The sequence below is a fragment of the Chitinophaga sp. YR627 genome (assembly GCF_900114995.1).
Taxonomy (GTDB): domain Bacteria; phylum Bacteroidota; class Bacteroidia; order Chitinophagales; family Chitinophagaceae; genus Chitinophaga.
In genome coordinates this window covers 1,338,701-1,360,817 of the sequence record NZ_FOUX01000001.1, presented here as the reverse complement: position 1 = coordinate 1,360,817, position 22,117 = coordinate 1,338,701, and the positions used below count along the sequence as shown (strand labels likewise).

Annotated in this window: 17 protein-coding genes; 5 read left to right on the top strand and 12 right to left on the bottom strand. The window is 46.0% G+C overall.

Annotated features, from left to right (window positions below):
* Positions 1 to 17: 17 nt before the first annotated feature.
* On the bottom strand, positions 18 to 1,532 hold the full coding sequence (locus BMZ72_RS04975) for a DUF6377 domain-containing protein (protein WP_255373110.1): 1,515 nt from the start codon (positions 1,530 to 1,532) through the stop codon (positions 18 to 20).
* A 498-nt stretch (positions 1,533 to 2,030) separates the two neighbouring features.
* On the opposite strand from BMZ72_RS04975, the gene BMZ72_RS04970 reads away from it, so the two are divergent.
* Together BMZ72_RS04970 and BMZ72_RS04965 are read left to right on the top strand one after the other, a co-directional pair.
* Positions 2,031 to 5,021: a SusC/RagA family TonB-linked outer membrane protein gene (locus BMZ72_RS04970; protein ID WP_089805839.1), complete on the top strand. Its 2,991-nt coding sequence runs from the start codon at positions 2,031 to 2,033 to the stop codon at positions 5,019 to 5,021.
* A 19-nt stretch (positions 5,022 to 5,040) separates the two neighbouring features.
* Positions 5,041 to 6,777 carry a RagB/SusD family nutrient uptake outer membrane protein gene (locus BMZ72_RS04965; protein ID WP_089805837.1) on the top strand — a complete coding sequence of 579 codons (1,737 nt, stop codon included), beginning with the start codon at positions 5,041 to 5,043 and terminating at the stop codon, positions 6,775 to 6,777.
* 144 nt (positions 6,778 to 6,921) lie between these two features.
* Here BMZ72_RS04965 and BMZ72_RS04960 read toward each other — a convergent pair whose 3' ends face one another.
* From BMZ72_RS04960 to BMZ72_RS04940, 5 genes are all read right to left on the bottom strand, one after another.
* Positions 6,922 to 9,474, bottom strand: coding sequence for a PAS domain-containing sensor histidine kinase (locus BMZ72_RS04960; protein WP_218155203.1), 2,553 nt, complete (start codon positions 9,472 to 9,474; stop codon positions 6,922 to 6,924).
* Positions 9,475 to 9,822: 348 nt separating this feature from the next.
* Positions 9,823 to 10,179, bottom strand: coding sequence for a response regulator (locus tag BMZ72_RS04955; protein ID WP_089805834.1), 357 nt, complete (start codon positions 10,177 to 10,179; stop codon positions 9,823 to 9,825).
* Positions 10,176 to 14,000: a CheR family methyltransferase gene (locus BMZ72_RS04950; RefSeq protein ID WP_255373109.1), complete on the bottom strand. Its 3,825-nt coding sequence runs from the start codon at positions 13,998 to 14,000 to the stop codon at positions 10,176 to 10,178. Before BMZ72_RS04950 ends, BMZ72_RS04955 begins: the two co-directional genes overlap by 4 nt.
* A gap of 54 nt (positions 14,001 to 14,054) precedes the next feature.
* Positions 14,055 to 15,098 (bottom strand): chemotaxis protein CheB, encoded by a 1,044-nt coding sequence (locus tag BMZ72_RS04945; protein ID WP_089805829.1) that lies wholly within the window; start codon positions 15,096 to 15,098, stop codon positions 14,055 to 14,057.
* 141 nt (positions 15,099 to 15,239) lie between these two features.
* A complete protein-coding gene (locus tag BMZ72_RS04940; RefSeq protein ID WP_089805828.1) occupies positions 15,240 to 15,623 on the bottom strand; it encodes a response regulator transcription factor in 384 nt (127 codons plus the stop codon).
* Positions 15,624 to 16,398: 775 nt separating this feature from the next.
* Between BMZ72_RS04940 and BMZ72_RS04935 the strand changes: the two genes are divergently transcribed.
* Positions 16,399 to 17,163 carry an RHS repeat protein gene (locus BMZ72_RS04935; protein WP_143087602.1) on the top strand — a complete coding sequence of 255 codons (765 nt, stop codon included), beginning with the start codon at positions 16,399 to 16,401 and terminating at the stop codon, positions 17,161 to 17,163.
* Between the two features lie 121 nt (positions 17,164 to 17,284).
* Positions 17,285 to 17,875, top strand: coding sequence for a hypothetical protein (locus tag BMZ72_RS04930; RefSeq protein WP_089805824.1), 591 nt, complete (start codon positions 17,285 to 17,287; stop codon positions 17,873 to 17,875).
* A gap of 6 nt (positions 17,876 to 17,881) precedes the next feature.
* On the opposite strand, the gene BMZ72_RS04925 is transcribed toward BMZ72_RS04930, so the two are convergent.
* The 4 genes from BMZ72_RS04925 to BMZ72_RS04910 are packed head-to-tail and all read right to left on the bottom strand — an operon-like array spanning position 17,882 to position 20,124.
* Positions 17,882 to 18,277 (bottom strand): hypothetical protein, encoded by a 396-nt coding sequence (locus BMZ72_RS04925; RefSeq protein ID WP_089805822.1) that lies wholly within the window; start codon positions 18,275 to 18,277, stop codon positions 17,882 to 17,884.
* Positions 18,261 to 19,010: a class I SAM-dependent methyltransferase gene (locus BMZ72_RS04920; RefSeq protein WP_089805820.1), complete on the bottom strand. Its 750-nt coding sequence runs from the start codon at positions 19,008 to 19,010 to the stop codon at positions 18,261 to 18,263. The genes BMZ72_RS04925 and BMZ72_RS04920 overlap by 17 nt, the downstream gene beginning before the upstream one ends.
* Positions 19,001 to 19,738, bottom strand: coding sequence for a DUF2071 domain-containing protein (locus BMZ72_RS04915; RefSeq protein ID WP_089805818.1), 738 nt, complete (start codon positions 19,736 to 19,738; stop codon positions 19,001 to 19,003). Before BMZ72_RS04915 ends, BMZ72_RS04920 begins: the two co-directional genes overlap by 10 nt.
* Positions 19,739 to 19,746: 8 nt before the next feature.
* Positions 19,747 to 20,124 carry a DoxX-like family protein gene (locus BMZ72_RS04910; protein WP_089805816.1) on the bottom strand — a complete coding sequence of 126 codons (378 nt, stop codon included), beginning with the start codon at positions 20,122 to 20,124 and terminating at the stop codon, positions 19,747 to 19,749.
* Between the two features lie 181 nt (positions 20,125 to 20,305).
* On the opposite strand from BMZ72_RS04910, the gene BMZ72_RS04905 reads away from it, so the two are divergent.
* The gene (locus BMZ72_RS04905; protein WP_089805814.1) at positions 20,306 to 20,761 is read left to right on the top strand and encodes a hypothetical protein; all 456 of its coding nucleotides are present in this window, start codon (positions 20,306 to 20,308) and stop codon (positions 20,759 to 20,761) included.
* Positions 20,762 to 20,793: 32 nt separating this feature from the next.
* Here BMZ72_RS04905 and BMZ72_RS04900 read toward each other — a convergent pair whose 3' ends face one another.
* Positions 20,794 to 21,255, bottom strand: a complete 462-nt coding sequence (locus tag BMZ72_RS04900) for a GNAT family N-acetyltransferase (RefSeq protein ID WP_089805812.1) — start codon at positions 21,253 to 21,255, stop codon at positions 20,794 to 20,796.
* A 58-nt stretch (positions 21,256 to 21,313) separates the two neighbouring features.
* Positions 21,314 to 22,087: a DUF72 domain-containing protein gene (locus BMZ72_RS04895; RefSeq protein ID WP_089805810.1), complete on the bottom strand. Its 774-nt coding sequence runs from the start codon at positions 22,085 to 22,087 to the stop codon at positions 21,314 to 21,316.
* Positions 22,088 to 22,117: the final 30 nt, after the last annotated feature.

Sequence of the window (22,117 nt, the reverse complement as noted above, 5' to 3'; positions counted from 1 at the left end):
ATTTGGTACAGTTGTGGTCAATGATCGTAACTGTCGATGAATTTGATCTCCATTATTTTCTGCTCAAAGTCTCCGGCTGGCACCACGGAGCGGGATTTCACCCGCATCTTATAGGTGTAGACGGTACTGACACTGTAACCCAATATTTTAGCAATAGCTTCCTGTTCGTTGATACCCAGGCGTATGAGTGCAAAGATGCGAAGTGTGGCATTGAGCGTGTCGCCTGATTTTGGCCAGATCTGATCTTCCTTCTTCAGCAATGCGTTAAAAGCGGTAATGAAATTGGGGAACATGGTCAGGAACACGGTATCCAGCATGGTGTACAGATTCTCCTTTTCCTCGTCTACCTGTACATCTTCCAGGAACTGGGTCACATCTTTATATTTCCCCAGTTTGATATTGTGCAGCGTACGTTGTTTGATTCTGTCCAGGGTTTCAATATAAGAGGAACAGGTTTTGAAAAACAGTCCGATGAGTTCTTCTTTTATCCTGGAGGATTCCCAGAGTCGTCCATTTACGTTTTGCAGTTCACTGTTCTTTTCTTTGATCATCCGTTCGTTCTCTTTGATCCGCAGCATCTGTTTGCGATAGATGACCAGCAGGAAGAACAATACTACTGCGACGATCAGGAAAAGCAACAGACCTATTAATAGTCTGTCTTTTTCGTGTTGTTTCTGATCGATCACTTTACCAGCTATCAGTGGCAACATGGTTTCGATCTGTACGGCGCGGTTCCTGGTGCCGTAGAACCTCGCATTGTTGGATGCTTCCTGCATGAACAGGTAGGCGTCGTTTGTCCTTCCCAGCTTATACAATTCCTGTCCGAGCAGGAATATGGCGAGCGTTTCTTTGGTAGAAGAACGGATATCACTGATAGCGGCCAATGCCAGGAACATGATCCGGTCGTAGCCTGTATAGGCATAGCTGATCCTGGTGGAGACCATGGCTACGCCGTGATAGGTCAGTTGATGGTGAATAATGGTGTTAAAGAAAAAGTCAGGTGTCAGGTGTTGCTGTCTTACCGAATCCGGTATAAAGGCCAGATTGATGGTCTGTTCAAATGCGTTGGATGGGGTAACTGTTTCGGCGGTTTTAAAGTCGGCCGCCGACTGCTGGTAATACTGTCCGGAAAAGTAGGCATCATTATTATACTCTGCAATGCCGGCATTGAGCCTGGCACGCAGGATCAGGTAATCTGTCCTGAGCGTATCGGACAGTCCGCTGCTATCTATGTCATCAGCGACATCGAATGCTTCCTTATAAAAACCTGTGTTCAGCAAAATTGTTCCCAGGAGTATTTTGCTATGGACCAGATCGTCTGTCTTATGAAACTGTGCAGCGAGATCGATCATCTTTCTGACGTAGACAAATGCTGAATCAAATTTGAAGGAATGGTATTCCTCAAAGATCTTCTCACATACCTTAAACTGTGCGTGGATGTTCCTGGTATCAGTATGACCTAGCTGGGTGCGCAGCTGGTTGATATGTGTTTGTTTTGCCTGGTCGTAAAGGCTGATACTGCCCAATTCCATTTTCAGAACGTTTAGCAAACTGTCAGATTTACCGGTTTGCGCATATCCATTAAATCCAGTAAGCAGTAAAAACCAAACAACTAATAATTTATCCATATGGACGTGAGATCCTTCTTTTAAGTAGTACGTAATTTTTCCCTTCTTCAGATGACAAGCTGAAAGCTATAAACAATTCCGGTATTGTTCTGCCGGCTGATCCGGAGATCACCGGGAGGTTGGAAAATCCTCTTTTTCTCCCCTTAATCCCTTGAAAACCTGTCGGATAGGTTTAGATTTTTCTATACAAACCCTGGACTAAGATATTGATTATCAGATAGAAATTCTAAAAAATGGTTAGATTTTTCTGTTGGAGGGTCCGGCTCCGGCTGCATGCGCCTGATTCGTGACTTAATTTGGTCAGCCAGTTCAAATGCCATGACCGGCACTGGAACCAACACTCATCAGCTGCAGCGATGAACTATGAAATTTCGCGTTTATGAACCAATTAAGTAGACTGTTATGTTTTTAAAAATTCTACGATTACTGAGCTGCTTTGCCCTGATCTTAGTCCACGTTTACCCGGTACTTGCCCAAAACAGGGTCATAGAAGGTAAAGTTATTGACTCGTCCAGCAACAGTCCATTACCAGGGGTGACTGTCAGAATTGCAGGTACCAAAACCGGTACTGCAACTGACGTGAACGGCGTTTTCAGGCTGACGCTCACAGCCGGTGCCAGGGAACTTATTTTTTCCTCTATTGATTATGCAACCCAAACAGTTGCTATTGCCAACCAAAGTACTTTATCTATAAAACTGGCGCCATTGAGCCGTGATCTGAAAGGGGTTGAAGTAGTAAGTGTGGGTTACGGTACGATAAACAGACGGGAAGTCTCCAGTGCTATCACGCATGTGCGGGCGGAGGACCTGAAGTCTGTCGCCGCCAACAACCCACTGATGTCCTTACAGGGAAAGGTTGCCGGATTAACGGTATCCAATACATCCACGGCTGATCCTAACTCCTCTCCCAGCATACAGCTGAGAGGCGTATCCTCCCGTAGTGCGGGTCTTGGACCTTTGTACGTCATCAATGGCGTACCAGGCGGTAATATCGACAACATCAATCAGAACGATATCGAATCCATCGACGTACTGAAAGGCGGTGCGGCTTCGGCTATTTATGGTACGAGGGGTAGTAACGGTGTGATCATCATCACGACCAGGAAAGGTAGCGGCGATTCCAGAATGGTGTACAGCGGATATGTAAGTATGGACCGTCTGACCATGAAGCCGGATGTACTCACTGCTGAAGAGTTCCGTAAGTACCGTGTTGGCGCTACACCGGCACAGGGTATTGACTATGGCGGTAATACGGACTGGATGAAATCGGTGACCCGTGAACCGGCGTATGCGCAGAAACATACCCTGCAGATTTCCGGAGGAACGGCCAGAGATAACTATTTTGCTTCGGCCGATTACAGAAATGCAAACGGGATTGACCTGCGTGCTTCCAAAAAGGAATATGGCGCACGTCTGAACCTGAATCACACCTCCAAAGAGGATGTCTATACTGTTTCCTTCAATGTGGCGCCCAGGTATATGAAAACCAGCAATGCAGACCAGGGAAATTTCAATAATGCACTTACGCTGAATCCGACGCTGCCTATTTACGACAGCACCGGCTATCGTTATATCAATACCGGCTTCTTCTCGAATAACCCGGTGGAGAACGCAAGGCTGATCAAGAGTCAGGCAGAGATCAAACAACTGGACATGAGTGGTTCCTTCCGGGTGAATATCACCAGGAACCTGAATTCCATGGTAACGATCTCTAATATCCGGTCATCCTACAAGAACCTGTTCTTCTCACCTTCTACCCTGACGACCATTGTGCATGCAGGACAGGTGACAAAGACGAACTATGCTTCACAGGAGCAGCAGGATAACGACCAGCGTAACCTGGAATGGACGATCAACTATGCGCTGAACCTGAACAGGAATCACTTTAAGTTCCTGGGCGGTTATTCCTATAGTTACTTCAACTACCAGCAATTCGCAGCCAACAACTACGATTTTCCATTCGATACTTTCCTGTGGAACAATCTGGGTTCCGGTACCTGGAATGGCGGTGATAAAGGCAACGGACAGAGCGCAGTGTCTTCCACGCAGAATGACTCCAGACTGGCAGCATTCTTTGGCAGGATCAACTATGATTATGATAATAAGTACATCCTGACGGTGAGTCTGCGTCATGAAGGTTCTTCCAAATTCGGCAGAAACAACAAATGGGGTAGTTTCCCGGCCGTATCTGCCGCATGGCGGATCTCAGACGAGGATTTCCTGAAGGATAAGATCAGCTGGCTGAATGACCTGAAACTGAGAGCCGATTACGGTGTGACCGGCAACCAGGATTTTGGTAACTATCTGTCATTGCTGTTGTATGGTGGTTACGGTTATTTCCCTTTCAATGGTACGACTTACCAGGTGTATGGGCCTTCACAGAATATCAACCCGAACCTGGGCTGGGAAAAGTCAATCAACTTCAACGTAGGTCTTGACTTTGATCTGCTGAACAGTCGTCTATCCGGTTCGGTGAACTACTATGTACGTACCAACAAGGACCTGCTGGGTTACTACAATGTGCCTTTGCCACCTAATCCGCAATCACAGACCTTCACCAATGTGGGTACGATGAAGAATACGGGGCTGGAGATCCAGCTGAATGGCGCTGTGGTAAGGTCTAATGACTTCACTTACAATGTGTCTTTAGCCGGGGCTTTAAACAATAACAAATTCGTCTCTTTCTCCAATAAGCTGTACCAGGGAGCTCCGTTCCAGGATGTGGCAGGATTGCCTTCTCCGGGTAGTCCTGGTAATATCCAACGTTTACAGGAAGGTCATCGTATCGGGGACTTTTACATGCTGAAATCAGCCGGTGTAAACGAGAATGGCGCACTGCTGGCTTACAAAAAAGACGGTACAATCGTACCGGCTAACCAGACCAATGCAGATGATAAACAGTTTGTAGGGAATGGTCTGCCAAAATTCACCGGCTCACTGGGAAACACTTTCCGTTATAAAAACTGGGACCTGAATATCTTCTTCAGGGGCAACTTTGGTTATAAGCTGTTCAATATGCAGGCTTTCTACGTTGGTACGCCGGCTACACAATCCGATGCCAATACGCTGAAATCCGCCTACGATCCGAAGAGCAAGTATGCTAAGCTGACCAGTTCTTCTACTACTTCCCTCGCTTCCGACTACTTCCTGGAATCGGGTTCATTTGTGAAGATCGACAACGTATCGCTGGGTTATGGCCGTGAAGTAAATTCCAAATACCTGCATGCATTCAGGGTGTATGCATCGGCGAGCAACCTGCATACCTTCACCAGCTTTAAGGGAGGTGATCCTGATCTGTACCCTGTTAACGGCTTAACGCCTGGTGTACAGGGTAATCTGAACTTCTACCCCGCAACGATCCAGTTACTGGGTGGCTTACAGGTAACATTCTAAACAATTAACTGGTACAGAGATGAAAAAGAACTATAGAAAATATATAATGAATGCTGCGTTGATCACTGCAATGACAATGGGCAGCTGTACAAAACTGGAGGAGAGTGTGTATGACAGGGTCGACGAGTCGCAGTTCCTGACCAGACGCGATGATGTGATCAGGGACTTCTTACGCCCTTTTGAGCATGCTTACTGGAGTATCCAGGGAAATGACGTTTATGCGGTAGGTGAAAACAGCACGGACGAAATAGGCACTTTTAACCGGCAGGGTGACTGGCAGGATGGTGGTTATTATCAGCGTATGCATTATCATACCTGGACGAATCAGGACGGCTTTACCAATGGCGCCTGGACGGCATTCTATCAGGGTATTGTACTGGCGACGAACTCTCTGCAGGACATGGAGGGAATCGCGGATCCGACGAGACTGAACGTCACACCGACAGAGCTGGCTGATTTTAAAGCGGAACTGAGAACGCTGCGTGCCTGGTTTTACATCAGGGCGTTTGACTTCTACCGCAATATTGTGATCGTTGACGATGTAAAAAATACGACGGTGAGTGGTCCGCAGGTGGCGCCTGCCGACATGTTCAAATATATAGAGGAAGAACTGAAAGCGGCGTTGCCTGATCTGCCTAAACGTGAGACACTGGGAGAAAAAGGTATTGGCAGATGGACACAGGCCGGAGCGGCGGCATTGCTTGTAAGGTTGTACCTCAATGCGCAGGCATACATCAAACAGGACAGGTATGCGGATTGTGCGGCGGTATGTCAGGATATCATCGATGGTAAATATGGTAGTTATCAGCTGGATACCCGCTGGGATGCTCCTTTTGATTATACCAATACATCGCTGAATTCGGAAACTATCTATGGCTTTCCTTCCAGTCTGTCCCGTACACACTGGCAGTATGATGGCGGTATGTATTTCTGGGCGATGACCTATGATGCGGCGCCGTTGTATTGTGGCTTTACGGACTTTGGAAGGTCTAATCCAAGGTTTGCATTGCAACCCGGCAGGAATGTAGACAGTGTTGAATACAATTTCCAGCTGGGTAAGCCTTTTGTGAAGTTTCAGCATTATCCGGATGACCTGCGGCTGAAGCTTTACAAGAATCTTGGCAACAGTAAACGTGAAGGCATGTTCCTGTATGGTTACCTGCCTTTCCAGCGTAATGTGAATGGCAATCCTGTGCCGGATACCGTGCGTGGCAACAAGGGAGATTATCCACTGTTCATCCGCGATCAGGTGGGTTGGTTTCTGGGCACGAAGCCTGGTCAGCCGGTAGCAGACAAAGAATCCAATATGAACCATGCTGACCATAACTCAGGTGTGTTCTTCGCCAAATATCCGGTGTATCCGACGCCTGATCCTAACCGTATCACCTCGGCTTATGCGGAGGTCCGTTTGTCAGAAATATACTATTCACTGGCAGAATGTAAGTATCGTTCAGGTGATAAGGCTGGCGCAGCTGCGTTACTGAATGCAGTGCGTGTGCGTAACTATCCGGAAGGGTCTACAAGTCTGTATAAACCGGATGGTAGTCAGCTGAATGACCAGGAGATACTGGATGAATGGGGACGTGAGTTTTTGGGTGAAAATCGCAGACGTACGGATCTGGTGCGCTGGGGCGTATTTAATACGGGTACCTGGTGGGATAAGCAACCGGATGCAGATGATCATACCGCGATATTTCCTATAGGAAGAGATATTCTGGGGGCGAACCCGCAGTTTAAACAGAACCCCGGCTATTAGTTGTTACAGGTTTTAGATGAAAAGCCCGCAGGATGAAGGGAAAGCGCTTCAGACTGCAGGGCTTTTTTAAATTAAGAATTATGAATTATGAATTAAGAATTTGGAATGCAGCGGAGATCTTTGTTGTATTTTAATTCTTAATTCCTAATTCATATCTGGCAGGAAAATGCTAAAGACAGCGCCTTCGTTTTCTTTGCCACTGGCAGTTATATATCCCTGATGCCGTTCTACGATCTTTTTACACAGTGCCAGTCCGAGACCAGTTCCCTCGAATTTATCCTTTGAGTTGAGACGGGTAAAGCTGTTAAATATCTTTTGTGCCTGTGTTTGTTCGAAGCCGATACCATTATCTTTTACATCGATCTGCATATACGGTATACCCAGCTTTGACGTCTGTTGCGCCGTAATGGTAATGAGCGGCGGCGTATCCGGACTGGTAAATTTCAGTGAGTTGTTGATAAGGTTATAGAACAACTGATAAATCAATAAAGGAGCGCCTTTCACTGTTGGCAGGTTTTCATACACAATATGTGCTTTCTTCTGATTCATCAGTATCTCCAGGTCCAGTTCTATGCTGTTTAATGTCTCATTGAGACTGATGCTGGAGAATGGCTGCTCTGCGTTATCAATGGAGGAATAGTTCAATACTCCCTCGATCATGTCGTACATACGGTTGGCAGCCGTATTGATCTTATTTAAATAGCTCTGTCCCTTTTCAGATAATTTCGTTCCCTTATCCTGCTCAAGACGATCGACAAAAGTTTTGATCTTACGCACAGGCTCTTTCAGGTCATGCGAGGCGACGTGCGCGAATTGCTCCAGATCGTCATTAGAGCGCTGTAATGCCCCCGTCCTTTCATTCACTAACCGTTCCAGCTTCTCTTCCACTGCTTTTTGTTCTTCAATGTTGGTCAGGGCAGACACCCATTTCAGTATTTCCCCTTCTTCATCTTTGATGGGATTTCCTACTATATAGAACCACTGGTATTTTCCATCTCCTGCTTTCAACTGAAATTCGAAAGCCAGTGAGTCGCCACTTTTCAGACTTTTCTCCCATTTCTCATATAATTCCGCACGATGATGAGGATGTATGTATGAGAACCAGCCCTTGCCTGCTGCATCTTCCGGCTGACTACCAGTATAGTCATACCATTGCTGGTTAAAAAAATCGGAGCATCCATTTATATCAGCCGTCCAGATCAATTGGGGCAATGATTGTGTAAGGGTGCGGAACTGCTCTTCACTATGTTTCAGGGCAATTTCAGCAACTTTGAGATCGGAGATATCGCGGGTAGTGCCTGCGATCGCTTCTACTTCACCATATTCGTTCAACACAGGTGCAAAAATATAGTCGTACATCCGGTAGCCCATGACAGCGTGGGGGAATGCCACCTCTCCCCTGATCATCTTTTTGGTAACTATTACCTGATCGATCTCGCGTTCGTGCATTTCTGCATGCCAGGGTTCGTAGCCCAGGGCAAGCAGGCCCTGACCAGCAGATTGTTGCCATGTGCGCCCCCACATGTTGAGGAGTGCCTGGTTAGCATATATAAATTTATAATTAAGATCAAAGACATAGATCAGATCGGGTGTACTGGACGTTACGGCTTCATGCAGTCTTTTGCTGGAACGTAATTCGTCGCGGGTAGCTTCTAATTCCTGTTCAAATTTCTTACGCTGCGTAATATCACTTGCGGCACCGAACCATTCGATGATTTTACCTGTCTCGTTCTTAATAGGTATCGCACGGGAGAAGGTCCAGCCGATACTACCGTCCACCTTAAATACCTGGTGTTCCAATTCAAAAATGCGCTGTGTTTCCACCGCTTTATTGACCAGGAGCTGGACCTTAACCTGATCATCCGGATGAATGTATTTTTCAATCCAGTTCTGCATAGGTGACACGGTATCCGACAAAAAGCCTCGTCCTACCAGCTGCTGCATTTCCGTCCAGTCCGGATTCATACGATAAACGACGTCAGAGGTAGCTGTTACCAGTGCTCTGAACCGCAACTCGCTTTCCTCCAGCCTTTTCCTGTCTATTACCTGTCCGGTCACGTCATGTGCAATGACCAGTACGCCGCTTACCGTTCCATTTGTTTCTTTATAGGGTTGATATGTAAAGTTTAAATACACTGTATCAACCGAGCCATCCGTCCGGTGAAAGGTGACAGGTTTCTCCTTTCCAGTTATGATGTTTTTGTTGCGGTAAACATCCAGCAGGAGTTCCATGAAGTCCTGACCTTTCAATTCAGGCAGCGTTTCCAGCATGGGCCTGCCGATAGCGTTCCTGTCTACTCCCCACATACTGAGCAAGGGTTCATTGGCCATAGCCAGCACCATATTTTCACCTTTCAGCACAAATATCGGATTAGGCGCCTGTTCGACAATCCCCCGAAAGTCCTGTGCATTTTCTATCGGTTCTCTGACGGGCGCATTTTCCGTTGGAACAATAGTCAGGAGTACCCCTGACACCGCGCCGCTTTCATCGTAAACGGGGCTATAATAATGTCTGTTGGAAGCAATGCCGTCGTTACTATAGAGAGCAAATGCGTCACTATCATCTGAGGTTCCTTCTCCACTCTCACGTACCAGATCTATTGTTGCCTTTATCAAAGGCCAGATTTCCGGCCATCCTTCTATACCTGCTTTACCGATGGTAGCTACAGCCTTTACTTCTTCCCGCAGTCGGCGCATAAAGGCATCATTATAAAAGCAATATGCATTTTTATCCCAGAAAAGGACCATAGGAAGTCCGGAGTGCAGTAGCATGTTTAACGAAAAATGCAATGTAAGCGGCCATGATTCCAAAAGACCGAGAGGTGTGGAAGACCAATCATAGGTGTGGATCAATTTCCCCGCTTCACTGCCTTTTTTTGTATATGTGGCTGTGAATGGTATCGCGTTTTCCATTGAACGATATGGATTTGATTATTAAAGAGCCTGGTTTATCGGCAATCGACAAGATGACGAACAAAGAACAAGCCAGCTCTTTCGTATCGGACAAAACTATGCCAATGATCGGAGCAGGTTGACTGAACCTGATTACTTAGTGATATGTAGGGCAATGATATCACGCAATGCCTTTAAGGTGAAGGGTTTGGAAATTGCATCATCTGCGCCGGCAGCCGTTGCGACTTCCTTGATATTGGCACTTGCAGAAAGAATAATGACAGGCGTACGATTGTACACCTCACTTGCTTTAATAAAACGACAAAGCGCCAGCCCGTCGGTCCCGGCGATATTTTTATCGAGCATGAAAAGATCTGGCACTGCCAGCCGGTTTTCCAGTATAACACTGCCGGTTTCGAAAGTTGAGACTTCATATTTACCGGGATCGAGCGCTAAAAAAAACACATCACGTATAGCTTCATCATCCTCTATCAAAATTATCGTTTTCATACTTGTGACCTTTTGTAAGGTAGTGTAAAGGAAAATGTAGATCCCTTTCCGGCCTGGCTATCTACCTCTATACTTCCCTGATGCCCCCGAATGATTTGCGCTGATATATATAACCCCAGACCCATGCCAGGGAAAGTGTCTAAATTATCAGTTGTTATGCGATAAAACTTTTCAAATATTTTATGCTGGTGTTCCTTAGGAATGCCATAACCTTCATCCTTGACAATTACCCTGATAAAATCTTTTTCCGGCAGTGTTTTTATCAGGATGCTGGTATCTGCCGGTGAATATTTAATTGCGTTTGACAGTAAGTTGGTTATTACCTGTCCTATGCGTTCGGCATCTATACTGAGCATAGGCAGTTCCCCTATTTCCACTTCAAACCGATGATGACTGGCCTGTTTTATGTCATTCAGTTTTTCTGTAACAAGTTTGTTAATATCAGTCTCGTTCAGTGTGAGCTTTAACTGCCCTTCTGATAACCTTGTAGCATCCAACAGCAGGTTGATCAATGTTGTGAGCCGGTCTATCTGACCATTAAGACGACCAAGCAGTTCTCCATCCTCATAATTCCCTCTTTCGATCATTCTTTCTTCAACGATCTCCGCATAGGCTTTCATACTGGTGATAGGTGTCTTCAGTTCGTGACTGGCAACACTTATAAAATCTTCACGGATCCTCAGCAGACTTGTCAACCTTTGTTCACTTAAGCGCAATGCTTCTTCTGCCTGTGCACGTTCCATTGACTCAACATGTCTGGAAATGATGATTGAAGCCGCATGCGCCACCAGACCAGACAATTCCAGTTCTCTCACCTGAGGAATTCTGGGGTTTGTAAAATACATCGCAAATGTGCCCAATACCGGCCCTCCCACCATGCGTACCGGGAATGACCAACAGCTGCGGTAATTGTATTTGCGGGCTATAGGTCGCCAGTTTACCCAGCGGGGATCTTCTTCTATATCGTGTGCAATTACCGGCTCACCTGTATGCATTGCAAGACCACAAGTCATTGACTCCGGACTGATATCCGACCCATTGATCTCCCGGGCGTACTCTTCCGACATACCTGCTACCAGATGTAATTTATCCTGCCCGGTTGAGCATATATAAAAGGCGGCCCGTACTTCCCCGTCATTCTGATCAACAACCGTCCTGACGAGCGGTGCGAGTGAATTTTCTAAAGGCTGCCCGTTCATGGCTGCCTGAAATGCTTCTTTCTGACCATTCATCCACGTCTCATTTTCACGCAGGACGATTTCAGCAAGTTTATGCTGGGTCATATCTATCAATGTGATCACTACTCCGTTAATACGGTCTTCCTCAGTACGATAAGGAAGAAAACGCATCAGGTAACTGCGTCCATCTATTGCGGTCACTTCCCGCTCGATCGTCTGTAACTTCTCTAACACCGCTTCCGCGTCTGACAGGATACCCTCGTAATTCAGTTTGTTGGTGATATCTGACAAAGGCCGTCCTATGTCATTAGCTATAAGGTTGAAAACATTACGGGCTGGTGGTGTGAACAGGGCTACCCTGAAACTCCGGTCAAGGAAAATCGTAGCTATTTCGGCAGAATTAATCAGATTCTGCAGGTTATTACCTGCAATCGTCGTTTCATCTACTTTGACTTTCAACTCCTGGTTGAGTGTACGTAATTCCTCATTAATAGACTGCAGTTCCTCTTTGCTGGTCTCAAGTTCTTCGGCAGCTGAGCGTAACTCTTCATTCATCGCCTGTAATTCTTCATTAGACGCTTTCAGTTCTTCCTGCTGAAACTCATGTTGTTCTATCGATGCGCGCAATTGCGCCTTCAGACGTATTAGTTCTTCTTCAAGCTGACGGGCTACCGGTTCATCGGATGACTGGATCACCTGAAGATCTCCGGTCTCTTCTACGCGCTGTTCGAAGATAACCAACATCAACCCGTTGGCTACATCCTCACGCCTGAACACAGGTCGAATATGAACATTGACGTTCTCCAGCTGGCCATCAATCGTTAATTTCAGTCCGCGTGCTTCTACTGCGCTTTGTCGCTGAACGGCCTGGTAAAGAGCGGAACGCAGTTCGAGCCGCAATTCCTGACGCACGAGTTTTAGCAGGTTCTGAGAAGGCTCTCCACCTGCAATCTGGAGATATCTGCCTGCCCGTTCTGACAAATGCAGGATATCATATTCCTCATTTATCACCATTGAAGGCGGTGCATATTCTTCCAGCAGGCGCTGATGAAGATCATTCATCATGACTCTTTCCCTAACCCGGTTTTCCTGGGCTGCGATTGTTGGTGAAATAATAGGTTCTGTTAATTTATAAAGGGGCATTGGTTCGGGTAAAGGATAATTACTTTGTGCAATACGCCTTGACTGAAAGATGTGAAATTCCCTGTTAAATACGGCATAAAGATCACTCGCACTTTCTGCCGATTCAGACAGTCCCAACACGAGGAATCCTGCCGGTTTGAGTGCAAAGTGAAAAGTTTCCATTACTCGTTCCTGAGCGCTTTGATTGAGATAGATCAATACGTTCCGGCATGACACAAGATCCAGATGCGAGAACGGAGGATCTTTCAGAAAGTTATGACTGGCAAAAAGAATTGTTTCCCGTACTTCCCTTTTTATACGATAACCGTCTCCTTCCCTGTTGAAAAAACGCATCAGCCTTTCAGGAGAAACGTCTGCGGCATCGTTAATGCTATAGTATCCTTCACGTGCTACAGCGATAGCTGCTTCATCGATGTCAGTCGCAAAGATCTGCACCCTCAGATCATCTATCGATCCCATCGCCTGTTCCGAGAATAACATAGCCAGTGAATAGGCTTCTTCACCGGTAGCACAACCCGCGATCCAGATCCTTATATGATTATCACCTTGTCTGTTTTGCAGTATCGATGGTACAACTTCCTGTTCCAGCATTTCAAAGGCTTTCTTGTCCCGGAAGAAATTGGTGACAGAGATAAGCAGATCTTTCAATAATGCGGTCACCTCATCAGGATTATGTTGTAAATAGGCCGCGTAAGCTTTTAGGCTGTTAAGATTTCTTATATTGATCCTTCGTTCTATACGACGTAATAGTGTAGCGCGCTTATAATTCGAAAAATCGTGGCCCGTACGAAGCCTTAAATGCGAAAACACCTCCCGTAATGCATGTTGTTCGTCTTCCGCCCGCTTTTCGCTATCTACAGGAATTTCAACGGAGCCAAGCCGTAGTTTATAAGATAATATTTTTTCAGGTATTTCTGATACCGGCAGGATGTCATCCACCAGTGCTGTAGCAATAGCATTTCTTGGCATTTCATTGTATTCTGCCTCCCGGGGATTCTGCACGAAAGCTGCACCTCCGCATTCTTTTATACGCCGCAGGCCCATCGAGCCATTGGCGCCTGTTCCTGAAAGAATGACACATACGGCCCTGGGACCAAAAGAATTTGCCAATGTACGAAAGAAAATATCCACCGGGGCGATCCGCTCTTCCATTCCAGCATTCTTCGATACAAGAATATGATTATCAGACATCATAAGGTGCTGATCCTGTGGAACCACGTAAACATGGTTCATCTGTATCCTGGTTTTCTCCGTTATCATGGTAACTTTAAGCGGCGTCACCTGCTGCAGCAGTTCCGACAGCTTGCTCTCATAGAGCGGCGACAAGTGCAGGATGACAACATACGCCATACCGGGGTTATCGGGAACATGTGCGAAAAAGGACTGTAAAGCCCGTATTCCTCCGGCAGAAGCCCCAATGCCCACCACTAACAGATCATCTCTATCGGGGCGGCCGGCGAGGATGTTGTCTTTATCATAACTGGTATCAAATTCTTTCATAATAGTGCACAAACATAAGGTTTTACTTCTATAGATAGGGGCATTAGTAAATTCTCAGGAAAAGGACTCCATATCTGCCTGGTCTTTTACACTGTCCATATTTAGCTGCTCGTGATCGAGGAGGGCTCTTCTTACCAACGCCGCGCGTAGCATCGCTTCTTTTGCCTTCGTAAAATATACAGCTGCTATTTTTGCTTCGTTAGCCTCAGCAAAGTGATCACCAATGTGATTCAACAACAGCGTACTTTCCTGTATATTACGTATCGCGGCCCATAACTTTTTTTCAATATCTGTAGTAATGGAAGTCAGCAGACTATCTGCTGAAAATGCATGTCCGGTATGACATCGGAATCGGATGCGCTGTTCCTCCAATAAGGCAGTGAGTACACCATGACATTCCGGACAGGTATAAGGTGTCAGACGCCCCTGTCTGAAAAGTTCCCGGCTGGTATCCTCGTCTTTCATTGCGATAAGTACCTCCATCCGGGCTTTTATGGCGAAGTCTGACTCCGGCGCATCATTTGGAGCTGCGTGTTCGTTTACGAGCTGGCTAAGTAAAGCTCCCATTTCTTTTACAGGGACTATATAATCTACTTTTACGGCATTGATCACATTGACAGGCATAGAAGGCACCTGTGCATCGGCAGGCTCCTGTACTACAGCAAGCCCTCCCTGCTGCTTTATTGCCCACATGCCTGCTGTTCCATCGTCCAGTGCGCCCGACAATACTACTCCAATCACCCGCGCCCCATAAGCAACGGCTGCTGAACGGAATAGCGGATCTACAGCAGGACGGAACAGGTTTTCTTTTGGCCCGTGTGTGACCCTCACCCGGCCGGTTTCCACCAGCAGATGCCTGTCAGGAGGCGCAACATAAATCCGTCCACTGACGATGGTTTCACCATCTGTCGCATGAGCCGCTGTCAACGTGCCTAACATATTTAACACCCGCGGCAGTATTCCTCTTACGTCTGCTGCCATATGCCAGACAATAAAGATTGCCGCATCAAGATCAACTGGCAGATCAGTGACTATCTGCTTGATAGCCTCAAAACCTCCGGCTGAGGCCCCTATCACAATAATATCTCTCCTGTCCATCGATCAGCTGGTTTTTACAGTCCGGCTGGCGTTCTGCAGATATATGAATGAGTACACTTGATAAATGGCTAATATTATGCCCCGAATACATTTCACTTCCTGACAACATAAAAACAGCCATCTTTGTAGATAATTGATGGTTCAACGATCTGTATCGACCGCTGTTACAGTCTCCGGACTATATTTTGTTACCGTTTCCCGTAAGGTACGTAGTGAAAATGGCTTAGGTATCGCATCGTCTGCACCTGCCTCCCTGGCCTGAGCAACAATGTCTACATCCGCTGAAATGATAATTACCGGCACGTTTCCAAATTTATCACTGCTTTTGACAAAGCGGCAAATGTCAAGTCCATTGACACCGGCAATCTGTTTATCAAGGATAAAAAGATCAGGTGCATCCAATTCTTCATTGATGATCTTTTCACCACTTTCTAAACTGATCAGATGGTAATTATCAGACTTAAAGGCAACCTGAAAGATGAATCTTATCGGTTCGTCGTCTTCTACCAGTACAATATGCTTCATGTCTCAAACTTGACAAAGTAAATAATAAGGACTAATTACCCTCTTCCTCTCTGGCGTAGATATACAAGCTAATATTCTGGGATAAATAAAACATGTCGTCCGGGCAGACATCCCGGATAAAGAACCAGGATACATTATATACCATTTCTATACCCTATGGGTGGTATATGCAATAACCTGCAGCAAATAATTTGATACAATTGAGGATGGTCCAAAGTAATGACCAGACACGCACTGGCTTATAGTCATCGAAACAATACCGATTATGCTTAACATGCTTTCTAAGGGGAAAAGCGTCTTATAAGAAAATCCCTTAATGGCTTAAAAAACGATATACATTATCTAACGCGGGTTACAGCTGAATGTAAGAGGCATTATCACATTTATCTAAAAGTAACTAATGCCAATAATGATACCAAATATATTTATTAGGTGTTCTACCACATGTCTAATATCCTCCAATGCTATAAAGTGTCTTCAAAACGTCAGGAAAGTACTCATAAATAGGATAAATAGATCTTCGGCGACTATTTATTACCTTATTGATAAGCTTAAAGTATACGAAACCTTAATGGGATATGATAATCAGATTTTCATATCGCTTACAGGACAAATCACCTCCTTCACCAATTTATTATCTACCCCTGTCACTTTTTCCATTAACATTGCAACACCAGAATAACCACGTTCCCTTTGACCCCATACACCTCCTTTTCACCACACCGTAAGATTGGTTTTTATACGGTCTCATTTTTCATCACTTTAAATTCTACTTATGAAAGCATTGCTATCAACCTTCATGCGTTGCATCCTTGTTATTGCCTGTCTCTCCTATTCCGCCTGCATCAAAGACCCAGAAAATCCCTCTGCTATTCCTGAATGTCGCGTTGATCAGATCATGGGGGAGCTCAACTATCCCGGTGACACAATCACCATCCGGTATAACAGTAAAGGGAACCCGATTGCCATCGACAAAAACTATGTCACTACCGGTAGTCCACGCTATGTCTTCAAATATGATAAAAATGACCGTTTGATTGAATTGGCAGGCATGTACAACCATCCGACAAACTATGAAATCTTATTCCGTTACTCCTATGATTACAAAAATCGCATCAAAGCCGATACGCAATATACATTCGGCTTTATTGGTCAGCCAGCCATGCCTGAATATATTCATGAGTATGAGTATGACAGTAAAGACAGGATGACCCGGTACAAACACAGAAGTCTGTATTCGTCGTACCGCTGGGAGCTGAATTTCCATTACAATGCACAAGGTAACCTGTCAAAGGTGACAAATGAAAATGGCACAGAAACCGGCTCTTTTAGTTACGACTATGATGACAAGGTCAATATCAACAGTCTGCATCCTATCTGGCAGTTCCTGAGTATGGATTACAGCCGTAACAATCATTCTCCTGCCCGATCCTATAACAATAAAGGACTGCCTACAGCACTGGATTTCAGCAACAAAAATCCGGGAAACTTTGGCATTCTTCCGCTCACAAATGTAGAGATCACTTATCAGTGCCGCTAGGCGGTACGGCCTTTCATCTGTTGTTTGTCCCCTGTCCTTGTCAGCAGTCTCGCACGTCGCTGTAATGCAGAATATTTCCTTACATTTAATAAAAGATCTCCTATACCACAGCGACCCACATATGAAGCGAATATTCACCGCATTCACCCTCCTTACACTGGCATTGTCCGGCACCGCTCAGCAACGTATTTCATGTACTTATACCGCTATCAAAAAGGTACAGGCAGCCTCCTGTAGTGACCCCGCAATATTTGTCAAAAATAGTCAGGTCAGGAAGCAGGCCGGCAGACTGACAATTCCCATTGCAGGAAAGCCGGTGAAGGTATTCAGGGATGATCATGCGGACGAACGTCTGCGTGAATATGCATATCTGGGAGATGTAAAAAGCACCAGCTTTTCACTGGTAACGGAAACAGGTTATAATGATGAAACGTTCCTGCTTGTCAGCCGTTCGACAGGCGCCGTGCATAAACTGATCGGGCCTCCGGTATTTGCTTTAAATATGCAAGGTCTTGCCTGTGTCAATAATCCCGGCACGGATAAAAAGCAGGAAGTGCAGGTTTGTGAGATCAAAAACGGGGTTGTCAGCACCCGTATTTATCTGAACGCGAAAGAAGGTGTTTTTCTTACTGATATCGTCTGCGTGTATGATAATGCTATCCTGGCAAAAGACAGTGGTGGTAAATACTGGCGCTTAGATTTTCTGCAGTGAGTTGTATCAATAAAAATAAGCCCACAGAAAAACAACGCTCATATAGGTAAATAAAAGAGAGAACAGGATATGTACGGTTGTTTCGAATTTCCTGCCTTTCCAGAGTTCGGGTGAATATCCAACAAACTGGATCACCAGCCGGGTACCCCAGAAAACACCCATTCCCAGTGAGATCTTTCTTCCGAGGGCAGTCTCTACCAGTTCGCCGGCAGCACTCAGACACAATAGTCCCAGCAGAAATACGGTCAATGCGATGAAGAAAGTATGGATCGTCATGATCTGGCGGTTGATCAGGCTCAATGGCTTCAGTTCTTCATTCCATCTGAAGTATCTTGGGAACACCACATGGCTCATCGCCAGTACCAGCAGCAGCGCGCCTATTATCCTAAAGTGCAGTATCATTCTTCGCGATTATAAAAGTCGATATAAAAGGAGTCAGTTTTATTTCTCTTTCCAGTTGCAGACCGGTATCTTCAAAAAGCCGCAGCCAATCCTGTTTCGGATAAAAGTGAAAGAAACCGATATTATAAGCCAGAAAATTGGGCAGGTCCCGCAGATGTTCGGTGATATAAATCCGGCCTTCGGTATGCATGCTTCTTGCCAGTTCTTTCATAAACAGCTTTCTTTCTTCCCAGTCTCTTATTTCATGTGCAGAGAAGATGACGAAGATCTTATCTGCTGCGGCATCTGCCAATGGCAAATGATGCGTTTCAGCAGTGACCGTTTGTGGTAGTCCGGGATAACGGTTTCTTGCCCGTTTAATGGAGATCTCCGTGTGCTTTTCAGGATCATAGAAATCAATGATCTGTACTGCTGCATCCGGGTATTTATCCTGTAGTAATGTACTTGTCTCATCAAATCCTGCATGGATATTGACAATCAGCTTTTCTCCGCTGGCGGCAGCGATCCAGTTCAGTGTATATAGTCCGGAGAGATCATAAATATACATGGACACCAGTAATGACAGCAGACATGCGATAAATGCAAGTCCGGTCAGCGGCGCCAGAACCGGTATCTGCATATAATAAGCTAAGCCTCCTCCTGCTGACATCAGCAGCAAAGCGATCACGTAAAAATGCCAGTTAAAACGAACAATATTCATCACTCCCTGAAAGGGTTTTCTTCCTACTGCCATATCTCTGTTTTACCCTTTTTCCATTGGTAGGGAATGTTATTGATAATAAAGGCATTGGCCAAAGCCGCTCCTTCGATATCCAGTGTTTGCAGGAAGGCGAAGTTGTAGTCCGTTACATGCAATGGCCGGGGAATCCAGTTTTCGCGTTGTCCTTCAATGATCAGGACTTCTTTTGTCTTTGCATCGTACCGGAAGGTAAAAGGCAAAGGACCGGCAAACCGGCGTGCTTCTTTCCAGTCAGCGAAGGGTGATCGTGGCGGCAGCCCCACATTCTCTTCTGCCAGGTCGATGGCCACGCTGAAGGCTGATTTTACGGATGCATAGGTAAGGATGTTGCCCGCGCGGGTACGGCTGATATCGGTTGTTGTATAGCTATAGTGGGTGAAGATATTGCCCAGGAACTCCATTTTCTTCCTGTCGGTTTCTGAGCGCAGGATATAAAGACCCCGCAGGTTTTTGCCTGCATTGTTTTTATACCGGACAAAGATCCTGTAACCGATCAGGAAGAAGTCATTCCCCATGAAAGCGGGGAATCCTTTGGGACGCAGGTCTTTTGTCTGCACCATGGCTACCGCAACAAAGGCATATTTATCATTAAATGTATCCAGTGACAGGCATTCGGGAATCATGGATTCCAGCTGTTCTTTTGGCACAGCGAAGGTCAGTACGACTGAACTCTGAAAGAATGCTTCAACAGGAAAGGGATGATTTTTAAGGGCGGAAAACATAGTATTGGTTAAGTCTGTTGGGGGTTGGTTTTGAATTCCGTGTAGTAGATCAGCAACATGAACAAGGCGGCAAATACGGCATTTAACCTGCCCCATAACAGCAGATCTGGTACCAGCATAAACTCCAGTATGTTCATTGTTCCCACGATAATGATCTGTAAGATGGCATTCAGCTTTGATTTAAATCCGCTTACGATCCATATCGCCATGGCGATCTCTGAGAGTCCGATCAGCATAGTGAGTGGTCCGGCGTATTTTACTCCCAGTATACGGGCAACGATCTCCTGATGCCGCGGTACCAGGTGCAGGACCTTACACAGCAAACCATTGATCAGCCAGACGAGAGCGATAAGATAAGTCAGGGCCTTATGTGTATTCAATTTCATAGTGGGATTAGCTATAGCTGACGTGAAGATACGGCGCACTCCTGATACTTGCACGGCACAGTTCGCATTTTAGTAAAAAAGGCCGCTATATGAGGAGACAAGACAACAAATCTACTTCCTCGTCATACAACTGGCACCAGTAGGCCTGCTTTTTGTCCCTGTACCAACAAAAAGCAGCATTATGAAAACGATCGCATCAATGACAAGTGGGTTGGTAAGTTCTGTAGCGCTGACCGTTCTTCATCAGACCCTGAAGAATAACGTATCCCATGCTCCGCGGATGGATAAACTGGGCATGGAAGCGCTCGGAAAGACACTGGACAATGCCGGGATTGCAGTACCTAAGAAGAAGACGCTTTACTATTCTGCGATGGTCGGGGATATTGCAGGTAATGCCGGATATTATTCCCTGGTAGGGATGAACCCTAAGAACAGTATTGCTACGGGTGCTGCGCTTGGATTGATGGCCGGTATAGGCGCTATTGCCCTTCCCGGCAAATTAGGTCTTAAAAAGCGATACAGCAATGAAAGCGGTAAGACGCAATTGCTGACACTTGGGTTGTATGTGGCCGCCGGACTCCTGGCAGGCGCCGTACACAAGCTGATGGATAGAAAAAGACCGAACCGGTCCGTTTAAGGATATGGAGACCCTCATGGGAGGGTCCTCCTTTAATCCAGGCCACAGCGCATCGTCGCAAGCAGTTTGCTAAAACCGGCCTTTTCGTAGGCCTTAATAGCGCCTGCATTTTCTTCATATACTTCCAGGCGCATTTCCCGGATACCTTTCGATATCGCCCATTGTTTGAGGGCTGTGATCAGTTGCTGGTTCAGTCCCATGCCCCGGTATTCCGGCAGTACGAACATAAATCCCAGATGTGCGTATTGTTCATATACCAGGTATGCGCGAGCCTTCATGATCTTTGCATAACCACATCCCACCAGGGAGCCTTCCTTTTCCAGCACCAGTAGTTCCGCTTCGTCGCTTTCTATCAGTTCTCTCAGGTCATAATAAATGATCCTGCCCCGCTGTAAGGTGACGTCAAAGGGCCTTTCTGCCTCGACCAACATTTGTAGAAATTCAGAGAGTGCGGGTAAGTCCGCCGCTGTTGCACTTCTTGTTATTACTTCCATAGTTCGTTTTATTCAGCGCTTAAAGATACTCAAGATCAACTCGGAACGGAGCATCTATCTATGTCCTGACAAGGTCAGTGAGGGTCTGAAGGTCTTTGAGGGCATCTCCGATAGTATTATTGAAATAGGTATAGACCCGTTTGCCTTCCTTTAACCAGATGTTGATACGATCAGCATGTTTCTTCAATGTTGCTGCCGTATAGCCTCCTTTGTAATCACCGGCGGGACCATGAAAGCGCAGGTATTCAAAGCCGACAGCAGATTGCAGTTCCGGTGGTTTGGATTTGGGCATGTCATGACGCACCATGGTGGCATGGTATTCAGATAACACCTCGTATGTCTCTGCCATGTACCAGGAGGAATGTCTGAACTCTACGCATACGTCCCATTTTTCCTGTGGGTCACATTGCCGGATCACCCTTAGCAGGTGTTCGAATTGTGCAAAGCTGTCGAAACGGGTGCCGCCCGGAAACTGGACCAATAAAGCGCCCTTCTTCTCTCCTGCCGCATCGATGATTTCCATGAACCTTTCTACCTCGCTATCCTCGAAAGCGAGGGTTTTGTTATGGGTAACACCGCGGTGGAGTTTGAACGTAAACCGGAAGTTTTCCGGGACTTCTGTTGCCCACCGTTTTACGGTAACGGCCATGGGAACTTTATAGAAGGAGCTATTGACCTCCAGGCTGTTGAAGAGGGAGGCGTAATAAGTCAGCCGGCTTTTGTCTTTGAATGCCACCGGAAATGCCTGTTTATTAGGGACGGGTAATACCAGTCCGCTGGTACCTGCGTAGAAATGACCCTTTATTTTCTGATGATGTTGGAGATTGCTCACCTAAGAGCGATGTCAAATATTGCACCAGTG

Excerpts from the sequence above, each read along its gene's own strand:
- BMZ72_RS04975 (WP_255373110.1), bottom strand. The coding sequence starts at position 1,532 with ATGGAATTGGGCAGTATCAGCCTTTACGACCAGGCAAAACAAACACAT.
- BMZ72_RS04970 (WP_089805839.1), top strand. The coding sequence starts at position 2,031 with ATGTTTTTAAAAATTCTACGATTACTGAGCTGCTTTGCCCTGATCTTA.
- BMZ72_RS04965 (WP_089805837.1), top strand. The coding sequence starts at position 5,041 with ATGAAAAAGAACTATAGAAAATATATAATGAATGCTGCGTTGATCACT.
- BMZ72_RS04960 (WP_218155203.1), bottom strand. The coding sequence starts at position 9,474 with ATGCGCCGACTGCGGGAAGAAGTAAAGGCTGTAGCTACCATCGGTAAA.
- BMZ72_RS04955 (WP_089805834.1), bottom strand. The coding sequence starts at position 10,179 with ATGAAAACGATAATTTTGATAGAGGATGATGAAGCTATACGTGATGTG.
- BMZ72_RS04950 (WP_255373109.1), bottom strand. The coding sequence starts at position 14,000 with ATGAAAGAATTTGATACCAGTTATGATAAAGACAACATCCTCGCCGGC.
- BMZ72_RS04945 (WP_089805829.1), bottom strand. The coding sequence starts at position 15,098 with ATGGACAGGAGAGATATTATTGTGATAGGGGCCTCAGCCGGAGGTTTT.
- BMZ72_RS04940 (WP_089805828.1), bottom strand. The coding sequence starts at position 15,623 with ATGAAGCATATTGTACTGGTAGAAGACGACGAACCGATAAGATTCATC.
- BMZ72_RS04935 (WP_143087602.1), top strand. The coding sequence starts at position 16,399 with ATGAAAGCATTGCTATCAACCTTCATGCGTTGCATCCTTGTTATTGCC.
- BMZ72_RS04930 (WP_089805824.1), top strand. The coding sequence starts at position 17,285 with ATGAAGCGAATATTCACCGCATTCACCCTCCTTACACTGGCATTGTCC.
- BMZ72_RS04925 (WP_089805822.1), bottom strand. The coding sequence starts at position 18,277 with ATGATACTGCACTTTAGGATAATAGGCGCGCTGCTGCTGGTACTGGCG.
- BMZ72_RS04920 (WP_089805820.1), bottom strand. The coding sequence starts at position 19,010 with ATGGCAGTAGGAAGAAAACCCTTTCAGGGAGTGATGAATATTGTTCGT.
- BMZ72_RS04915 (WP_089805818.1), bottom strand. The coding sequence starts at position 19,738 with ATGTTTTCCGCCCTTAAAAATCATCCCTTTCCTGTTGAAGCATTCTTT.
- BMZ72_RS04910 (WP_089805816.1), bottom strand. The coding sequence starts at position 20,124 with ATGAAATTGAATACACATAAGGCCCTGACTTATCTTATCGCTCTCGTC.
- BMZ72_RS04905 (WP_089805814.1), top strand. The coding sequence starts at position 20,306 with ATGAAAACGATCGCATCAATGACAAGTGGGTTGGTAAGTTCTGTAGCG.
- BMZ72_RS04900 (WP_089805812.1), bottom strand. The coding sequence starts at position 21,255 with ATGGAAGTAATAACAAGAAGTGCAACAGCGGCGGACTTACCCGCACTC.